We start from the raw sequence: 14,291 nt of genomic DNA on the forward strand, positions 1-14,291 counted from the left end.
ACGAAATGTACACAACCGTGACCGTTACCAGAAGATCGCGCATAGTGACGGGTGCACCGCCTCCGACCTGTGCGCTTCCTTGTGCGCCGGCACCCGACGTGTGCATGCGCCCGCTCCGCGGCGCATGGGCGCCGGCCCGAGCGCGGGCCCCCGTCCGGACGCGCCGACCCCCGCCCGGCGCTCCGGACGGGGTCCGTGTCCGAAACCGCTCAGGCGGTCTCCGGCTGCGGTTCGCGCGGCTGCCTCTGCTGCTGCGGGAAGTCCAGCCGGAAGCGGACGACCGCCTTCAGGTCGGGCATGCCGAGGGCGCGCCGGTAGCGCTCGATCGGGCCCGCGCCGATCTCGCCGTAGACCTCGCTGAGCAGCGCGTCGCCCGCGCAGGTGACCTGCATGGCCAGGCGCGGCCGGTTGGCGGTGCCGGTGAGGCGGACCCGCACGTCCCGCACGTCCGGGAGCTCCTTGACGTCCTTGACCAGGACGTCGGCGGCGGCGCGGGCGTGCGCGCGGGTCCGCGGGTCGAGGTCGGGCCGGCGCAGGTGGACGACGGTGCGGCCCTGCACGACCAGCCACAGCTGCCCGGCGAGCGCCAGCACCTCGGCGACGCCGGCGGCGACGGGCAGGAACCACGGGGCGCCGGCGGCGAACCGCACCAGCGCGGGGTCCAGCGGCGGGCGCCCGGCCAGGCCGGACGCGCCGAGGGCGAGGGCGGACGCGCCGCACAGCAGCAGCAGGGCGCCGGTCGCCGCGATCGGGATCCTCATCGTCAGTCCTTCCGCCAGCCCAGCCGGACGTCGACCAGGGGACGGTGCATCGGCTCGATCCGGTCGAGCCGCGCGGCGACCGCGCTGTGCACCAGTTCCTCCAGGTTCGCGGGATTGCGGTACTGCGTGACGGCCCGCACGACCAGCCGGCGCCGCAGCACGCCGAGCCCGCGGGCCCGGGCGCGCTCGATGCCGGGGACGGTCAGCGCCGCGTCCGCCGCGGCCCGGCGCAGCGCGGACCGGCGGACGGCGCCCGCCAGGCGCGGGTCGGCGCCGTCCAGCGGGACGCCGCGCAGCCGCCCGGGCAGCGCCGCGAGCAGGAACAGCAGCCCGCAGCCGGCCATCGCGGCGGCGGTCTCGCGGACGCCTGCGTCGCGCCACGGGCGGTGCCGCAGCGCGTGCACGAGCGCGCCCATCCCCGGCACCGGGTGGACGCCCGAGTGCAGGGCGGCGGCGAGCAGCTCGATGGCGGCGATCCCGCCGGCGGCGGTGACCACCAGCGCGGCCGCCAGCCCGGCGAGCGCGCGCCGCGGGCGGAACTCGCGGACCGCCAGGCGCCGCGCCTGCCTCCTGCTGCGCTCCTCCTCGATCAGGTCCTTGACCAGAGCCTCGGCCATAGCCACCCCCGTGAGCCATCGGCACGTCGGACATCACTACTCATGGTGAGGCATTGTCACGCGGAGTGAAACACGCCATGCCGACATCTCACGCTTTCACCTGCGCGATCGGTCAGCGGGGGCCCCGCGGAAGGCTTCGGCGGTCAGCGGAAGACGACCGTGCGGTCCCCGTTGAGCAGCACGCGGTGCTCGGCGTGCCAGCGGACGGCGCGGGCCAGCGCGAGGCATTCGACGTCGCGGCCGACCGCCACCAGCTCCTCGGGGCTGTGGGTGTGGTCGACGCGGGCGACCTCCTGCTCGATGATCGGCCCCTCGTCCAGGTCGGCGGTGACGTAGTGGGCGGTGGCGCCGATCAGCTTGACGCCGCGTTCGTGCGCCCGGTGGTAGGGACGGGCGCCCTTGAAGCTCGGCAGGAACGAGTGGTGGATGTTGATGATCGCGCCGGGGAGCTTGGCGCAGAAGTCGTCGGAGAGGATCTGCATGTAGCGGGCCAGGACGACGAGGTCGGCGCGGTAGTGCTCGACCAGCGCGAGGACCTCGGCCTCCTGCGCGGGCTTGCCGCCGGGGCCGGCCGGCAGGTGGTGGTAGTCGATCCCGTAGGACTGGGTGAGCGGCCGCAGGTCGGGGTGGTTGGAGGCGACCGCGACGACGTCGACGTCGAGCAGCCCGGAGCGCTGCCGGTAGAGCAGGTCGTTCAGGCAGTGCCCGCTCTTCGACACCATGATCAGCACGCGCGGGCGTTCGGCCAGGTCGTGCAGCCGCCACTGGAGCCCGAGCTCGGGCGCCAGGGACGCGAACGCGCCGCGCAGCTCGTCGGCGTCGGTGCCGGGCAGCGCGGCGAACTGCACCCGCATGAAGAAGGTCCCGGAGTCGGGGTCGCCGAACTGCTGGCTCTCCACGATGTTGCATCCGCGTTCGGCGAGCAGCCCGGAGACGGCGGCGACGATGCCCGGCCGGTCGGGGCACGACAGGGTCAGCACGTACTGGTCGGCTCGGTCCATGTCTCGGTCTCACTCTCGCCGCGAAGGCGCAGCTCACATGCGGATACGGGGCTACGAGCCTACGCGGCGCCCCGCCGTCCGGGGGCCGTGCCGCGCCAAGCAGGCCCCCGGCACCGGAATGCCGGGGCCACGGTGCGGGGGTTCAGCCCAGCTTGCGGAACATCTCGCGAATGTCGGCGACGAGGAGGTCGGGAGCGTCGTGGGCGGCCCAGTGGCTGCCGCGGTCGTACTCGTTCCAGTGGACGATGTTGGTGTGGTCGCGCTCGGCGAAGCGGCGGTGCGGGCGGCGCCCCAGCCCCTCTCGGCGGTGTGGCCGGAGAACCCGAACCCGGCCAGCGACGAGATCACGACGTGCAAGGCGTCGGCGGGGTCGCCGCCGTGGGCGCGCCAGTCGTACTCGTCGCGCCAGCGGGCGACGAGGTCGCGGACGAAGGAGATCGGCACGCCGTACTCCCAGCCGGGACCAAGTCCGGGCGGATCTGTCTACTCGTGAGTAGTTTGAGAGCGGGCGTTGAGGTTACTTTTGCTCGCATGCGGCGAATCCTGGTCCTGGCGCTGGCGGTCTCCCTCGTCCTCGCGGGCTGCACGAGCGGGGGCGGCGGCGGGAAGAAGGGCGGTGGGAAGGGCGGGAAGCGGCCCGCCACCGTCGACGGCATCCCGACGAGTGCGGGCACCCACAAGATGAAGATCGACGTGGGCACGCCCGGCCACCGCGAGTACCTGCTGCACGTCCCGTCCAAGGTGTCGGGCGGGAAGTGGAAGGGCGGCAAGCCCGCCGACCGGCCCGCGCTGGTGATCGCGCTGCACGGCGGCCTCGCCAACATGAACAAGATGGAGTCGCTGACGGGGTTCGACAAGATCTCCGACGACAAGGGGTTCGTGGTCGCCTACCCCGACGGGTTCATGACGACCTGGAACGCCGGGAGCTGCTGCGGCGCCGCGAAGATCGGCCACATCGACGACGTCGGCTTCCTGAGCAAGCTCATCGACAAGCTGACAGGCGCCGGGCTGGCCGATCCGGACCGGGTGTTCGTCACCGGCTTCTCCAACGGCGCGGGGATGGCGTACAAGCTGGCCTGCGAGAAGGCCGACAAGGTCGCGGCGATCGGGGTGGTCGAGGGGTCGCTGGTGACCGGGTGCGATCCGGACCGTCCGGTGTCGGCGATGATCTTCCACGGGACGGCTGACCAGAACGTCCCGTTCAACGGCGGCGGGAACCGCGACATCAACGACAAGCGGCCCTTCCCGCCGGTGTCGAAGGCCGTGGACTTCTGGCGCAAGGTCGGGAACCTGCCGAAGCCGCACGAGGACGTGAAGGCGCTCAGCGGCAACACCGACTGCCAGGGGACGGGCAAGGGCGCCAGGGGCGTCGAGGTGACGTTCTGCAAGGTGCAGGGCGGCAAGCACGCGTGGCCGTCCGAGGCCGGCGAGATGCTGTGGAAGTTCTTCGACGCCCATCCCCGCAAGGGGTGAGCGGGCCGCACCGCGGGGCCGACGGTATGTGAGAGCTTTTCACATTTACCGCTATTGTGGCAGTGTGGCAGACATGAACCTCCGGGACCGCTACGACGCCGCGACCGCCGGACTCGAGGCGCCGTTCGCCGCCGTCGACCTCGCGGCCTTCCGCGCCAACGCCGCCGACCTGGTGCGCCGCGCCGCCGGCAAGCCCATCAGGATCGCCAGCAAGTCGGTGCGCTGCCGCGCCCTCCTGGAGGACGCGCTCGCCATGGACGGCTTCGCCGGCGTCATGGCGTTCACCCTCCCCGAGGCGCTCTGGCTCGCCGCCGAGGGCGTGAGCGACGACATCCTCGTCGCCTACCCGACCGCCGACCGCACCGCGGTCGCCGCGCTCGCCGCCGACCCCGCCGCCGCCCGCGCGATCACCCTCATGGTCGACTGCCCCGAGCACCTCGACCTGATCGAGGAGGCCGCCGGCGACGCCCGCGTCCGGGTCTGCATCGACATCGACGCCTCCTACCGCCCGCTCGCCGGGCGGGTCCGGATCGGCGCGCTGCGCTCCCCGCTGCGCACCCCCGCCGACGTCGCCGGGTTCGCCGAGCGGATCCTCAAGCGCCCCGGCCTGCACCTGGCCGGGCTGATGGCCTACGAGTCCCAGATCGCCGGCGTCGGCGACGTGCCGCCCGGACGGCCTGCGCGGGGCCGGGTGATCCGCGCGATGCAGCAGCGGTCCCGGATGGAGCTGGCCCGGCGCCGCGCCGCGATCGTCCGGGCCGTCCGCGAGCTGACCGAGCTGGAGTTCGTCAACGGCGGCGGCACCGGCAGCGTGGAGAAGACCGCCGCCGAGCGCGCCGTCACCGAGATCGCCGCCGGGTCCGGGCTGTACCAGCCGCACCTGTTCGACTACTACTCCAACTTCACCGGACGGCCCGCCGCGCTGTTCGCGCTGCCCGTCGTCCGCCGCCCCGGCCCCGGCGTCGCGACCTGCCTCGGCGGCGGCTACCTCGCCTCCGGGCCCGCCGACGACGTCCGGCTCCCCCGGCCCTACCTGCCCGCCGGGCTGTCCTTCGACCCCAACGAGGGCGCGGGCGAGGTGCAGACGCCGCTGCTCGGCCACGCCGCCGACGGCCTGCGGATCGGCGACCGGGTCTGGTTCCGGCACACCAAGGCCGGCGAGCTGTGCGAGCGGTTCGCCGAGCTGCACCTGATCGACGGCGACCGGTTCGTCCGGACCGTCCCGACCTACCGGGGCGAGGGCCGGACCTTCCTGTAGCCGCCCTTCAGCCGCCGTAAGTGGCGTCGCCCGCCCCGCCGGCGGCTAGGTTGGCGGTATGAGCGACGCTCCGATCATCAGTGTGCGCGGCGAGGCGGTCCTGGAGGCCGAGCCGGAGATCGCCCGGCTGTCGGTGCACGTCCAGTCGCAGGAGCCCGACCGGCGCAGGGCGCTGGACCGGCTCACCGAGCGCAACCGGGCCGCGCTCGACCTGATCGGGTCCTACGGGGACGCGGTCGAGCGGCTGGAGACCGGCGGGCTGGTCATCACCCCGCTGGTCAAGTACCGGCGGCGCGAGGGCGACATCCGCGCCTACCAGGGCACCGTCCTGATCAAGGTGACGGTCGCCGACTTCACCGTGCTCGGCGAGCTGGTCGCCCGGCTCGGCGACCTGGAGCGCGCCCGCGTGGACGGCCCGGACTGGGACCTGCGCCGCGACAGCGACGTGCACCGCCGCGCCGCCGAGCAGGCCGCCCAGGAGGCCGTCGCGCGCGCCCGCCGGTACGCGGAGGCGCTCGGCGCCCGGCTCACCGGGCTGGTCGAGCTGTCCGACGAGGGCCTCGGACGCGACGAGGGCGTCACCGGGCCCGTCGCGCTGGCCGGCGCGTTCAGCCGCGCGCCCGGCGAGGCGGGCGAGGCGGAGCCGATCGACCTGGAACCGGAGATGCAGATCGTCCGCGCCGCCGTCGAGGCCCGCTTCACCGCCACCGCGCCCGACCTCGGCTGACCGCGCCGATCGCGCCGATCGCGCCGACCGGGCCGACCGGGCCGACCCCGCGCGCTGAACGCGCCGGGGCCCGCCGCCGTACTGGGGGACGTGGAAGCACCCGGCTGCGGCGAGTACCGGTCCGGCCTCGGCGCCTACGCCCTCGGGGGGCTCGCCGGGGCCGAGGCCGACGCGCTCTCGGCGCACCTGCGCGGCTGCCCGCCCTGCCGCGCCGAGCTGGCCGACCTGCGCGGCGTCGCCGAACTCCTCGCCCGCGCGGCGCGCACCGCCGCCCTGAGGACGCCGCATCCGCGGTCCGCGGTGCCCGGGAAACGCGAAGGCGCCGGCCGCGGGTCGCGGTCCGGCGCCTTCCGGGGCGGGTTCAGCGGCGCTTGCGCTTACGGCGCCACAAAGCGAAGGCGGTCAGCGTGACCGCGGCGGCGGCGCCCGCGTAGACGACGCGACGGTCGAGCCGACCCGGCTCGCCGTCCTCGCCCTCCGGACGCACCATCGCGTTCACGGCCCGGACGATCTGCCCGGCCTCCTCCTTGATCCGCTCACTGCCCTTGTGCGCGAGGTTCCGCGGGTTGACCCGCTCGGCGAGCTCGTCGATCGTGCGGGCGAGTTCCAGGCGGGTGCGCTCGATCTCCCGCTCCAGCGCCTCCGGGTCGCGGTCAGCCATGCCGTTGTCCTTATCGTCTATCCGAGCGGTCGGGTCGAGCGAAGCATGATCCGAACAGTGTTGCAGGTCTTCCCGCCGGGCGCCCGGCGCACCCCGGGCGGTACCGTTGGACCCACCATCCGAGCGAAAGGCGGCACAGGGTGTCACAGCGGCTAGAGCCGGGCGATGCAGCCCCTGACTTCGAGCTACCGGACGCCGACGCGTCCCCGGTCTCGCTGGCCTCGTTCCGCGGCAGGCGGGTGATCCTCTACTTCTACCCGGCGGCCATGACCCCCGGCTGCACCAAGGAGTCGGTCGACTTCCAGGGCAGCCTGGCCGAGCTGGAGGCGGCGGGCGTCGCCGTCGTCGGCGTCTCCCCCGACAAGCCCGCCAAGCTCGCGAAGTTCCGCGAGAAGGAGGGGCTCGGCTTCCCGCTGCTGTCCGACCCGGACGCCGCCGTGCTGCAGGCGTACGGCGCCTACGGCGAGAAGAAGCTCTACGGCAAGGTCGTCGTCGGTGTGATCCGCTCGACGTTCATCATCGACGCCGACGGCAAGATCGAGAAGGCCTACTACAACGTGAAGGCCACCGGCCACGTCGAGCGGCTGCGCCGCGACCTCGGGCTCTGAGGCCCGCCGGCGCCGGACGCGGCGGGAACGGGTGCGGGCGGGGGGACTCGAACCCCCACGGTGTCTCCACCAACAGGACCTAAACCTGCCGCGTATGCCTACTTCGCCACGCCCGCCGATGCTCCGCGCGGGAGCGCGTTCAGCTTAGCGTCCCCGGTGGGCGGCATGTCAGCGGATTACCGGCGCCCGCCCCCAACGACGGCGTTGCCGGGCGCAACTCGGCGAATCACCGATCCCCATGCGCGCGGAACGGACCCTCGCTCCTGGCGAGGGTCCGTTCCGCGTGCCGTCACCCGCGGCGGACGGTCAGCTCGCGTGCTCCGTGGCAGCGGCGGTCTCGCGCCCGCTCCGCTCCTCGGCGGGAGCCTGGTCGGGGCGGCGGTAGAGGGCGCCGACCACCACGGCGGTGACCGCGAGCACGACGGCGGCCGACAGCAGCGCGGTGTGCAGGCCGTCCGCGAAGGCCGTCTGGGCCTGCCGCATCACCTGCGGCCCGGCGTGCGCCGCCATGGCCAGGGACGTGCGGGCCTGCTCGGCGACCGGCCCGGGCAGGCCGGAGGTGTCCAGGTTCGAGCGGTAGCCGGACTGCAGGAGGCTGCCGAGCACCGCGATGCCGAGGGCGCCGCCGAGCTCGCGGGCCAGGTCGTTCATCGCCGAGCCGACGCCCTGCTTCTCCGGCGGGAGCGCGTCGGTGATGGACGCGGTGGCGGGCGTCATGGCCAGGCCCATCCCGGCGCCGAGCGGGACGAGGCCGCCCAGCATCACCCAGTAGCTGGTGCCGGTGTCCAGCAGCGACAGCACCAGCAGCCCGACGGCGACCAGGATCAGCCCGGCGACGATGACGCGGCGCGGCCCGACCTTCGCGGCGGCGCGGGGCGCGATGCCGCGGGCGGACGGCATCATCGCGGCGGCCATCGGCAGCAGGCAGGTCGCGGCGAGCAGCGGGCCGTGCCCCTTCACCAGCTGCAGGTACTGCAGGACGATGAAGACGAAGCCGAAGAAGGCGAAGAACTGCACGGTGATCGACAGGGTGCCGGCCGAGAACGCGCGGATCCTGAACAGCCGGGGGTCCAGCAGCGGGTTGGGCCGGGCCAGCTCCCAGCCGACGAACCCGGCGAGCACGACGACGGCGGCGGCGAGGCCGATCAGCGTGCGGGCGCTCGTCCAGCCCTCGGTGGGCGCCTCGATGATCGAGTAGACGCCGGCGCCGAGCCCGACGACGGTGATGAGCGCGCCGGTGATGTCGAGCCGCGGCGCGTCCGGGTCGGCGGACTCGGGGACGACCGCGAGCGTCGCGACGAAGGCGATCACCGAGAGCACGATGTTCAGCAGGAACACCGACCGCCACGACCACTGCTCCAGCAGGCTGCCGGAGACCAGCAGGCCCAGGATCGCGCTGGCCCCGGCGACGCCGGCCCACGCGCCGACCGCGCGGGTCCGCTGCCGCGCCGGGAAGGTGGCGGTGATCGTGGACAGCGTCGCGGGCATCACCAGCGCCGCGCCGACGCCGAGGACGCCGCGCATCGCGATCAGCCATTCGGGGTCGCTCGCCAGCATCGCCGCGACGGACCCGGCGCCGAAGACGACGAGCCCGGCGGCGAGCGCGCGGCGCCGGCCGTAGCGGTCGCCGATCGCGCCGCCGAGCAGCAGCAGCGCCGCGAACACCAGCGCGTAGGCGTCGATGATCCAGGCGAGCTGCGTCTGGCTGGCGTGGGTGTCGCGGGCGATGGACGGGATGGCGGTGTTCAGCGACGCGACCGCCGACACGACGGTGGCGAGGGCGAGCATGACGGCCGGCAGCACGGCCCGGTGGACCTGCCCTCCGGGCGCCGGTTCGGTGGTGGCCATCGAAGCCTCCTGGTGACGGATCCTGTTCGCGGTGACACCTCGAATCTGGCCCCAGCGGCCACTACATTTCAACCATGATGAATAAATCCGGGCCGGCGCCGGGGGGCGCCGCGCGCGGGCGCCGGCGCGGCAGCCCCGACACCCGCGCGCAGATCCTCGCGGTCGCCCGCCGCCGCTTCCTCGCCGACGGCTACGCCCGGGTCACACTGCGCTCGATCGCCGCCGAGGCGGACGTCGACGCCGCGCTGATCAGCTACTTCTTCGGCTCCAAGAAGGGACTGTTCGGCGCGGTGCTCGGGCTGCTGGCCAACCCGCCGGACGTGCTGGCCGCCGCGCTTCCCGGCGACCCCGCCACGCTGCCCGAACGCGCCCTGCGCGCGATGCTGGCCACCTGGGACGACCCCGAGCGCGGCCGGCAGCTGACCTTCATGCTGCGCGCCGCGACGCAGGACGACGAGCTCACCCGGCTGCTGCGCGACGTCGTCGGCCGCGAGATGATCGACCGCATCGCCGAGCACGTCGGCGGCCCGGACGCGCGCCGCCGCGCCGCCGCGTTCAGCGCCCAGCTCGCCGGAGTGATCTTCAGCCGGTACATCTTCGCGCTGGAGCCCATGGCGTCGATGACGGCCGATGAAATAGTCGCCGCCCTCGCCCCGGGCATGCGGGCCGTCCTCTACCGCCGCGCCCGGCCCGCACCGCGTCGCACTATGTGAAAAATGCGTCGCGGTATTTACCCGGCGGGATCGGCCCGGCACCGGGCGGCGGCCTACGCTTGATGGGTCTGCCGGCGCCGCGGCAGGCGGGGAACGCCGGGAACGAGGACGAACCTGGGGCCGCCGTGAGCGATTCCTTCACCCATTGCGTACTGCCGTACGACGGGGTGGACGACTTCCTCGGCGGGGCCCTGCCCTTCCTGCGGGACGGCGCCGAGGCCGGCGACCGCGTCGTGGCCGTGTGCGGCGTCGGCCGCGAGATGCTGCTGCGCGAGGCGCTCGGCCCGGCGGCCGGAAGCGTCGAGTTCGTCGAGTCCGCGACCTGGTACTCCCACCCCGCGCGGACCCTCGCCGACTGCCTGAGCGACGCCGACGCCACCGCGTGGCGGGGCCGCCGGCTGCGCGTCCTCGGCGAACCGGTGGTGTGGGCGTCGCGCCCGCCGCTGGAGGTGCTGGAATGGCAGCGCGTCGAGGCGATGCTGAACATCGCCTTCCGCGGCACCGGCGCGGCCATCATGTGCCCCTACTCCTCGTCGCTGCCCGCGGGCGTGGTCGCGGCCGGGCGCCGCACCCACCCCGAGACGGTGCGCGGCGCCAGGTCCGTGGCCAACCCGCTGTACATGGACCCGTGGGCCTACAGCGCGCGGTGCGACGGCGAGCCGCTCCCCCCGCCGCCCGAGGACGCCGACGAGCTGAAGATCGACCTGCCCGACCTGTACTGGCTGCGCGCCTACGTCACCGACTACGCGCGCCGCACGCCGCTGCCCGAGGAGGACCTGCAGCGGCTGCTGGTCGCGGTCACCGAGCTCCTCACGAACGCGCACCGGCACGGCGCGCCCCCCATCACGCTGCGGATGTGGACCGAGGCGCCCGGCGCCGAACCCCCGGCCCTGGTGTGCGAGGTCGCCGACCGGGGCCGCTGGGCCTCCGGCTCGGGCTACGGGCTCGTCCCGCCCCGCCCGTCCGGCGCCGCGACCGGCGGCCGGTTCGGGCTGTGGGCGGTGCGGCTGCTGTGCACGATCGTCCAGATCCGCACCGGACCCGGCGGGACCACGGTGCGGCTGCGGCTCCGGCTGCCCGCCGTGCCGGCCCTGCTCGACCGGGAGCGGGTGAACGGAGGGTGAGGAACTCACTGCGTTGGGCTTCCAAAACCCTTCCGGGGGCGTACGCTGAACCAATCCGCACCGACCTCGATGGGCAGGCCATGGAGACACCCTGGTTCGCCAAGCGACCCGTCAAAGACATCCGGCCCGGCGACCACAGCTGGCTGGCCTACAGCGGCTTCGAGGAGCGCGACAGGGTCATCGGCCCCTTCGTCCGGGAGGGGCTGGACACCAACGAGAAGGTCGTCTACGTGACCGACGCCCCGGCCGAGCGGCTGCCCGGCCTCGGCCCCCGGCACCGCGTGGACGTGGCCGCCCACACCAGGACGGGCCAGCTGCGGGTGATCTCCCGCCGGGACGCCTGCCTGGACCGGCGGGGCGGCTTCGAGCCCGCCCGGATGCTGGAGACGATCGGCCGGGAGGTCGACGCGGCGTTCGGCGAGGGCTTCCGCGCCGTCCGGCTGACCACCGACTACAGCTGGCTGCTCAGCGAGCCGGGCCGCTCGGACATCGCCGAGATGCTCGGCTGCGAGCACCGGGTCGGCGACGCCGTCTCGCCCAGCACCATGGCGATGGCGATCTGCCAGATCGACCGGCACGCCTGCCCGCACGACGAGCTGATCGCCCTGCGCGACACGCACGAGGTGCTCGTGGAAGTGAACCCCGAGTTCGACGACGGGATCCTGAAGATAGTCCGCACGTTCGAGCCCAACGGGCTGCGCGTGGAGGGCGAGCTGGACGCCGCCCGGCACCAGGTGTTCGCCGAGCAGCTGGCGCAGGTGTGCCTGGCCCGGCGGCGCGTCCACCTCGACTTCACCGACCTCGGCTTCATCGACCTCGGCGGCCTCAACCTGCTGGCGCAGCAGGCCACCGTGTTGCCGGCCGACGAGGCGCTGGTGCTCGACCACCTGCCGCCCGACGTGGAGAACGTCATCGAGATGGTCGGCTGGCACCGGCTGCCCGGTCTCGAGCGCGGCCGCGGACGCGCGTTCACGGAGACGGAAGGCATCGCCTGATGAGCTTGGAGCACAGGGCGTTCGTGTACGGCGGCACGGACCACTTCCTTGCGGTGACCGAGCCGTTCCTGCGGTCGGGGCTGGAGGCGGGGCAGGCCGTGGTCGCGGTCGTCCGGCAGCCGAACCTGTCGGCGCTGCGGGACCTGTTCGGCGACGACGACGCCATCGAGTGGGTCCCCGCGGAGGACTTCTACCAGCATCCCGTCCGCACCCTGCGCGACTACCAGGCCCTGGTGAACAAGTTCGCGCCGCGCCGGGTGTGCGCGCTGGCCGAGCCGGTCTGGGCGGGCTGGGACGAGCGGCAGACGCTGGAGTGGATCCGCTACGAGTCGCTGATCAACGAGGTGTTCAAGGACTCCGGGGCGCGCGCGCTGTGCCCCTACGACCGCGACGCGCTGCCGCCCGAGATCGTCGAGCAGGCGCGCCGCACCCATCCGGTGCTGCTGTCCGACGGCCCGGCCATGGCCAGCGGCGACTACGTCGAGCCGGTGACGTTCGGCGCGCGCTGCGACCGGAGCCGGCGCTTCGGCCGCCCGGCCGACGCCGAGTACTTCCCGGTCCTGGACGACGACCTGCACGCGCTGCGCTCGTTCGTGGCCGAGCGGGCGCTGCTGCACGGGCTCGCCAAGCGGCCCTCGCAGAACCTCGTCACCGCGGCGAACGAGGTGGCGGCGAACGCGCTGCAGCACGGGCTGCCCCCGGTCGGGATGTGGATCTGGCGGGACGGCCCGGAGCTGCTCTGCGAGATCGGCGACAACGGGCTGTGGCGCCCCGCGCCGGACGCGCTCACCGGCTTCATCCCGCCCGACTCGGCGCTGCAGCGCGGCTTCGGGCTGTGGACGGTCCGGCTGCTGGTCGACCTGATGGAGCTGCGCGCGGGCTGGGACGGCACGTTCGTCCGGCTGCACGTCAGGTAGTCCCGTGGAGCCGCTGAGGATCGTCCGCACGGCGGAGCCCGCCGGGCTCGCGCTCACCGGCGAGCTGGACGCCTCCCGGCACGCGATGTTCGCGCGGGCGCTGGAGTCCGCGCTGGGCGAGCTGCCCGCCGACCGCGAGTTCCATCTCGACCTCGGCGGGCTCGACTTCATCGACCTCGGCGGCATCTGCATCCTCGGCGACGCCGCCTGGAGCCGCGTGTGCGGCGCGCCCGTCGTGCTCGACCGCACGCCGCCGCAGGTCCGCGCCGTCCTGGAGACGGTCGGCTGGGGCACGCTGCCCGGCCTGTGCTTCGGCGAACCCGCCGACTGACCCCCGCGACCCGCCGTACGGCGCGCGTCCCCGGCCGGGGACGCGCGCCGTCAGGTGTGCGTCGGGGTCGCCCCGGGCGGTGTCGAGGTCGGGAAGGGCCGGTCCGGCGCCGTGCCGCTGGGCGACGGCTCGGCCCTGCTCGCGCCGGGCGGGTTCCGCGGCCCGCGCGCCGCCCCGGGAGAGCGCCGGGTCCCGGGCGTGGCGCCCGGCACCGGCGACCGCGACGGCGACGGCCCGCCCGTGGGCGGTTCGGCCGGGCCCGGCGCCGGCGTCCCGGGCACGGGCCTCCCCTGGCCCGGGGCGGCGGGAGAGGCGGGCGGCGCCATCGGGCGCGGCTTCACCGGCTGCCCGCCGCCGGGCCACAGCAGCAGCGCGATCGTCACCAGGACCGCCGCGGTCACCGCCGCCGCCAGGACCGGGAACGCCCACCGCCACCGGGTGCGCTCCGGGGCACGGACCGCCCGGCCCGCGTCCTGGAACCGGCGGACCGTGCCGGGGCCCGCGGTGACGTGGTCGGCGGCCGCACGGTAGTGGTCGCGCAGCAGGGCTTCGAGCTCGTCGTTCACGCCCGGCCCTCCTTCATGTGCTCCCGCAGCGCCGCCATGGCCCGCGCGGTGTGGCTCTTCACCGTTCCCCGGGAGATCCCGAGCGTCTCGGCGATCTCCTTCTCCTCCAGGTCGCACCAGTAGCGCAGCACGACCACCGCGCGCTGCTTGGCGGGCAGCGCGCGGAGCACCTCGTCCAGGTCTCCCCCGGCCGCCCCCGGGGCCGGGGGCGGCCCGGCGAGGCGCTCCACGTCCGTCACCGACCCGACCGGGGTGTCCCGGCGGCGGGCGCGCCGCCGGTTCTCGTCGATGGCGAGGTTGACCAGCACCCGGCGCGCGTACGCCTCCGGGTTGCCCGACGACAGCCGCCCCCACTTACGGGCGACCCGCTCGTAGGCGGTCTGCAGCAGGTCCTCGGCGAGGTGGCGGTCGTAGACCAGGAACACGGCGGTGCGCAGCAGCCGGCCCGCGGTGGCGGTCACGAACTCGTCGAACGTGATCTCCGCCCCGCGGATCTCCTGGGCGCTCATCGTGGACAGGCGGCTACCTCCGGGGCGCCGAGGGGACGGCCGGCGGCGTCACCGTCCGCCCGGGAGGCGCCGGCCGCGCCGACGGGGGCGCGGACGGCGCCGGCCGCGGCGGCACCGTCCGGGGCGGGCGCGGCCCGCCCGGCCGCGGACCGCAGTCGGTCGTGCTCGGCGCCGGCCGCGGC

19 protein-coding genes and 1 tRNA gene are annotated in these 14,291 nt (G+C 74.5%); 10 read left to right on the forward strand and 10 right to left on the reverse strand.

Features of this window, described 5'->3' with window-relative positions; translation table 11 throughout:
• Nucleotides 1–209: 209 nt before the first annotated feature.
• The 4 genes from QP089_RS47580 to QP089_RS48995 form a co-directional block, all read right to left on the reverse strand.
• Nucleotides 210–761: a hypothetical protein gene (locus tag QP089_RS47580; protein WP_285921229.1), complete on the reverse strand. Its 552-nt coding sequence runs from the start codon at nt 759–761 to the stop codon at nt 210–212.
• 2 nt (nt 762–763) lie between these two features.
• Nucleotides 764–1,378 (reverse strand): DUF6286 domain-containing protein, encoded by a 615-nt coding sequence (locus QP089_RS47585; RefSeq protein WP_285921230.1) that lies wholly within the window; start codon nt 1,376–1,378, stop codon nt 764–766.
• 143 nt (nt 1,379–1,521) lie between these two features.
• On the reverse strand, nt 1,522–2,379 hold the full coding sequence (gene purU, locus QP089_RS47590; RefSeq protein WP_285921231.1) for a formyltetrahydrofolate deformylase: 858 nt from the start codon (nt 2,377–2,379) through the stop codon (nt 1,522–1,524).
• A 51-nt stretch (nt 2,380–2,430) separates the two neighbouring features.
• Nucleotides 2,431–2,823: a hypothetical protein gene (locus tag QP089_RS48995; protein ID WP_353070879.1), complete on the reverse strand. Its 393-nt coding sequence runs from the start codon at nt 2,821–2,823 to the stop codon at nt 2,431–2,433.
• 87 nt (nt 2,824–2,910) lie between these two features.
• Here QP089_RS48995 and QP089_RS47600 point away from each other — a divergent pair, with 87 nt between their 5' ends.
• From QP089_RS47600 to QP089_RS47615, 4 genes are all read left to right on the forward strand, one after another.
• The gene (locus QP089_RS47600) at nt 2,911–3,852 is read left to right on the forward strand and encodes a CE1 family esterase (protein ID WP_285921232.1); all 942 of its coding nucleotides are present in this window, start codon (nt 2,911–2,913) and stop codon (nt 3,850–3,852) included.
• 73 nt (nt 3,853–3,925) lie between these two features.
• Nucleotides 3,926–5,110 carry an amino acid deaminase/aldolase gene (locus QP089_RS47605; protein WP_285921233.1) on the forward strand — a complete coding sequence of 395 codons (1,185 nt, stop codon included), beginning with the start codon at nt 3,926–3,928 and terminating at the stop codon, nt 5,108–5,110.
• 58 nt (nt 5,111–5,168) lie between these two features.
• Complete coding sequence (locus QP089_RS47610; protein WP_285921234.1) at nt 5,169–5,837, forward strand: SIMPL domain-containing protein; 669 nt, start codon at nt 5,169–5,171, stop codon at nt 5,835–5,837.
• A 90-nt stretch (nt 5,838–5,927) separates the two neighbouring features.
• The gene (locus tag QP089_RS47615) at nt 5,928–6,248 is read left to right on the forward strand and encodes an anti-sigma factor family protein (protein ID WP_285921235.1); all 321 of its coding nucleotides are present in this window, start codon (nt 5,928–5,930) and stop codon (nt 6,246–6,248) included.
• On the opposite strand, the gene QP089_RS47620 is transcribed toward QP089_RS47615, so the two are convergent.
• Entirely contained in the window at nt 6,199–6,498 is a 300-nt protein-coding gene (locus QP089_RS47620; protein WP_285921236.1) for a DUF3618 domain-containing protein, read from the reverse strand. The two genes, QP089_RS47615 and QP089_RS47620, sit on opposite strands and share 50 nt — an antisense overlap.
• Nucleotides 6,499–6,638: 140 nt before the next feature.
• On the opposite strand from QP089_RS47620, the gene bcp reads away from it, so the two are divergent.
• A complete protein-coding gene (gene bcp, locus QP089_RS47625; protein ID WP_285921237.1) occupies nt 6,639–7,106 on the forward strand; it encodes a thioredoxin-dependent thiol peroxidase in 468 nt (155 codons plus the stop codon).
• Nucleotides 7,107–7,138: 32 nt separating this feature from the next.
• Here bcp and QP089_RS47630 read toward each other — a convergent pair.
• Together QP089_RS47630 and QP089_RS47635 are read right to left on the reverse strand one after the other, a co-directional pair.
• Nucleotides 7,139–7,222 (reverse strand) — tRNA-Leu (locus QP089_RS47630).
• A gap of 190 nt (nt 7,223–7,412) precedes the next feature.
• Nucleotides 7,413–8,954: an MFS transporter gene (locus QP089_RS47635; RefSeq protein ID WP_285921238.1), complete on the reverse strand. Its 1,542-nt coding sequence runs from the start codon at nt 8,952–8,954 to the stop codon at nt 7,413–7,415.
• A gap of 74 nt (nt 8,955–9,028) precedes the next feature.
• On the opposite strand from QP089_RS47635, the gene QP089_RS47640 reads away from it, so the two are divergent.
• The 5 genes from QP089_RS47640 to QP089_RS47660 all read left to right on the forward strand — a co-directional run bounded on the left by QP089_RS47640 (nt 9,029) and on the right by QP089_RS47660 (nt 13,034).
• The gene (locus QP089_RS47640) at nt 9,029–9,667 is read left to right on the forward strand and encodes a TetR/AcrR family transcriptional regulator (RefSeq protein ID WP_285921239.1); all 639 of its coding nucleotides are present in this window, start codon (nt 9,029–9,031) and stop codon (nt 9,665–9,667) included.
• Nucleotides 9,668–9,792: 125 nt separating this feature from the next.
• Nucleotides 9,793–10,791 (forward strand): anti-sigma factor RsbA family regulatory protein, encoded by a 999-nt coding sequence (locus tag QP089_RS47645; RefSeq protein WP_285921240.1) that lies wholly within the window; start codon nt 9,793–9,795, stop codon nt 10,789–10,791.
• A gap of 80 nt (nt 10,792–10,871) precedes the next feature.
• On the forward strand, nt 10,872–11,786 hold the full coding sequence (locus QP089_RS47650) for an MEDS and STAS domain-containing protein (protein ID WP_285921241.1): 915 nt from the start codon (nt 10,872–10,874) through the stop codon (nt 11,784–11,786).
• Nucleotides 11,786–12,703, forward strand: coding sequence for an anti-sigma factor RsbA family regulatory protein (locus tag QP089_RS47655; protein ID WP_285921242.1), 918 nt, complete (start codon nt 11,786–11,788; stop codon nt 12,701–12,703). The genes QP089_RS47650 and QP089_RS47655 overlap by 1 nt, the downstream gene beginning before the upstream one ends.
• A 4-nt stretch (nt 12,704–12,707) precedes the next feature.
• The gene (locus QP089_RS47660) at nt 12,708–13,034 is read left to right on the forward strand and encodes an STAS domain-containing protein (protein ID WP_285921243.1); all 327 of its coding nucleotides are present in this window, start codon (nt 12,708–12,710) and stop codon (nt 13,032–13,034) included.
• 50 nt (nt 13,035–13,084) lie between these two features.
• On the opposite strand, the gene QP089_RS47665 is transcribed toward QP089_RS47660, so the two are convergent.
• The 3 genes from QP089_RS47665 to QP089_RS47675 all read right to left on the reverse strand — a co-directional run.
• A complete protein-coding gene (locus QP089_RS47665) occupies nt 13,085–13,600 on the reverse strand; it encodes a hypothetical protein (protein ID WP_285921244.1) in 516 nt (171 codons plus the stop codon).
• Nucleotides 13,597–14,109, reverse strand: a complete 513-nt coding sequence (locus QP089_RS47670) for a SigE family RNA polymerase sigma factor (RefSeq protein ID WP_285921245.1) — start codon at nt 14,107–14,109, stop codon at nt 13,597–13,599. Before QP089_RS47670 ends, QP089_RS47665 begins: the two co-directional genes overlap by 4 nt.
• A partial coding sequence (locus QP089_RS47675; protein WP_285921246.1) for a hypothetical protein occupies nt 14,106–14,291 on the reverse strand: 186 nt, incomplete at its 5' end. The genes QP089_RS47670 and QP089_RS47675, both read right to left, overlap by 4 nt.

The organism is Actinomadura opuntiae, from assembly GCF_030283205.1.
GTDB lineage: Bacteria > Actinomycetota > Actinomycetes > Streptosporangiales > Streptosporangiaceae > Spirillospora.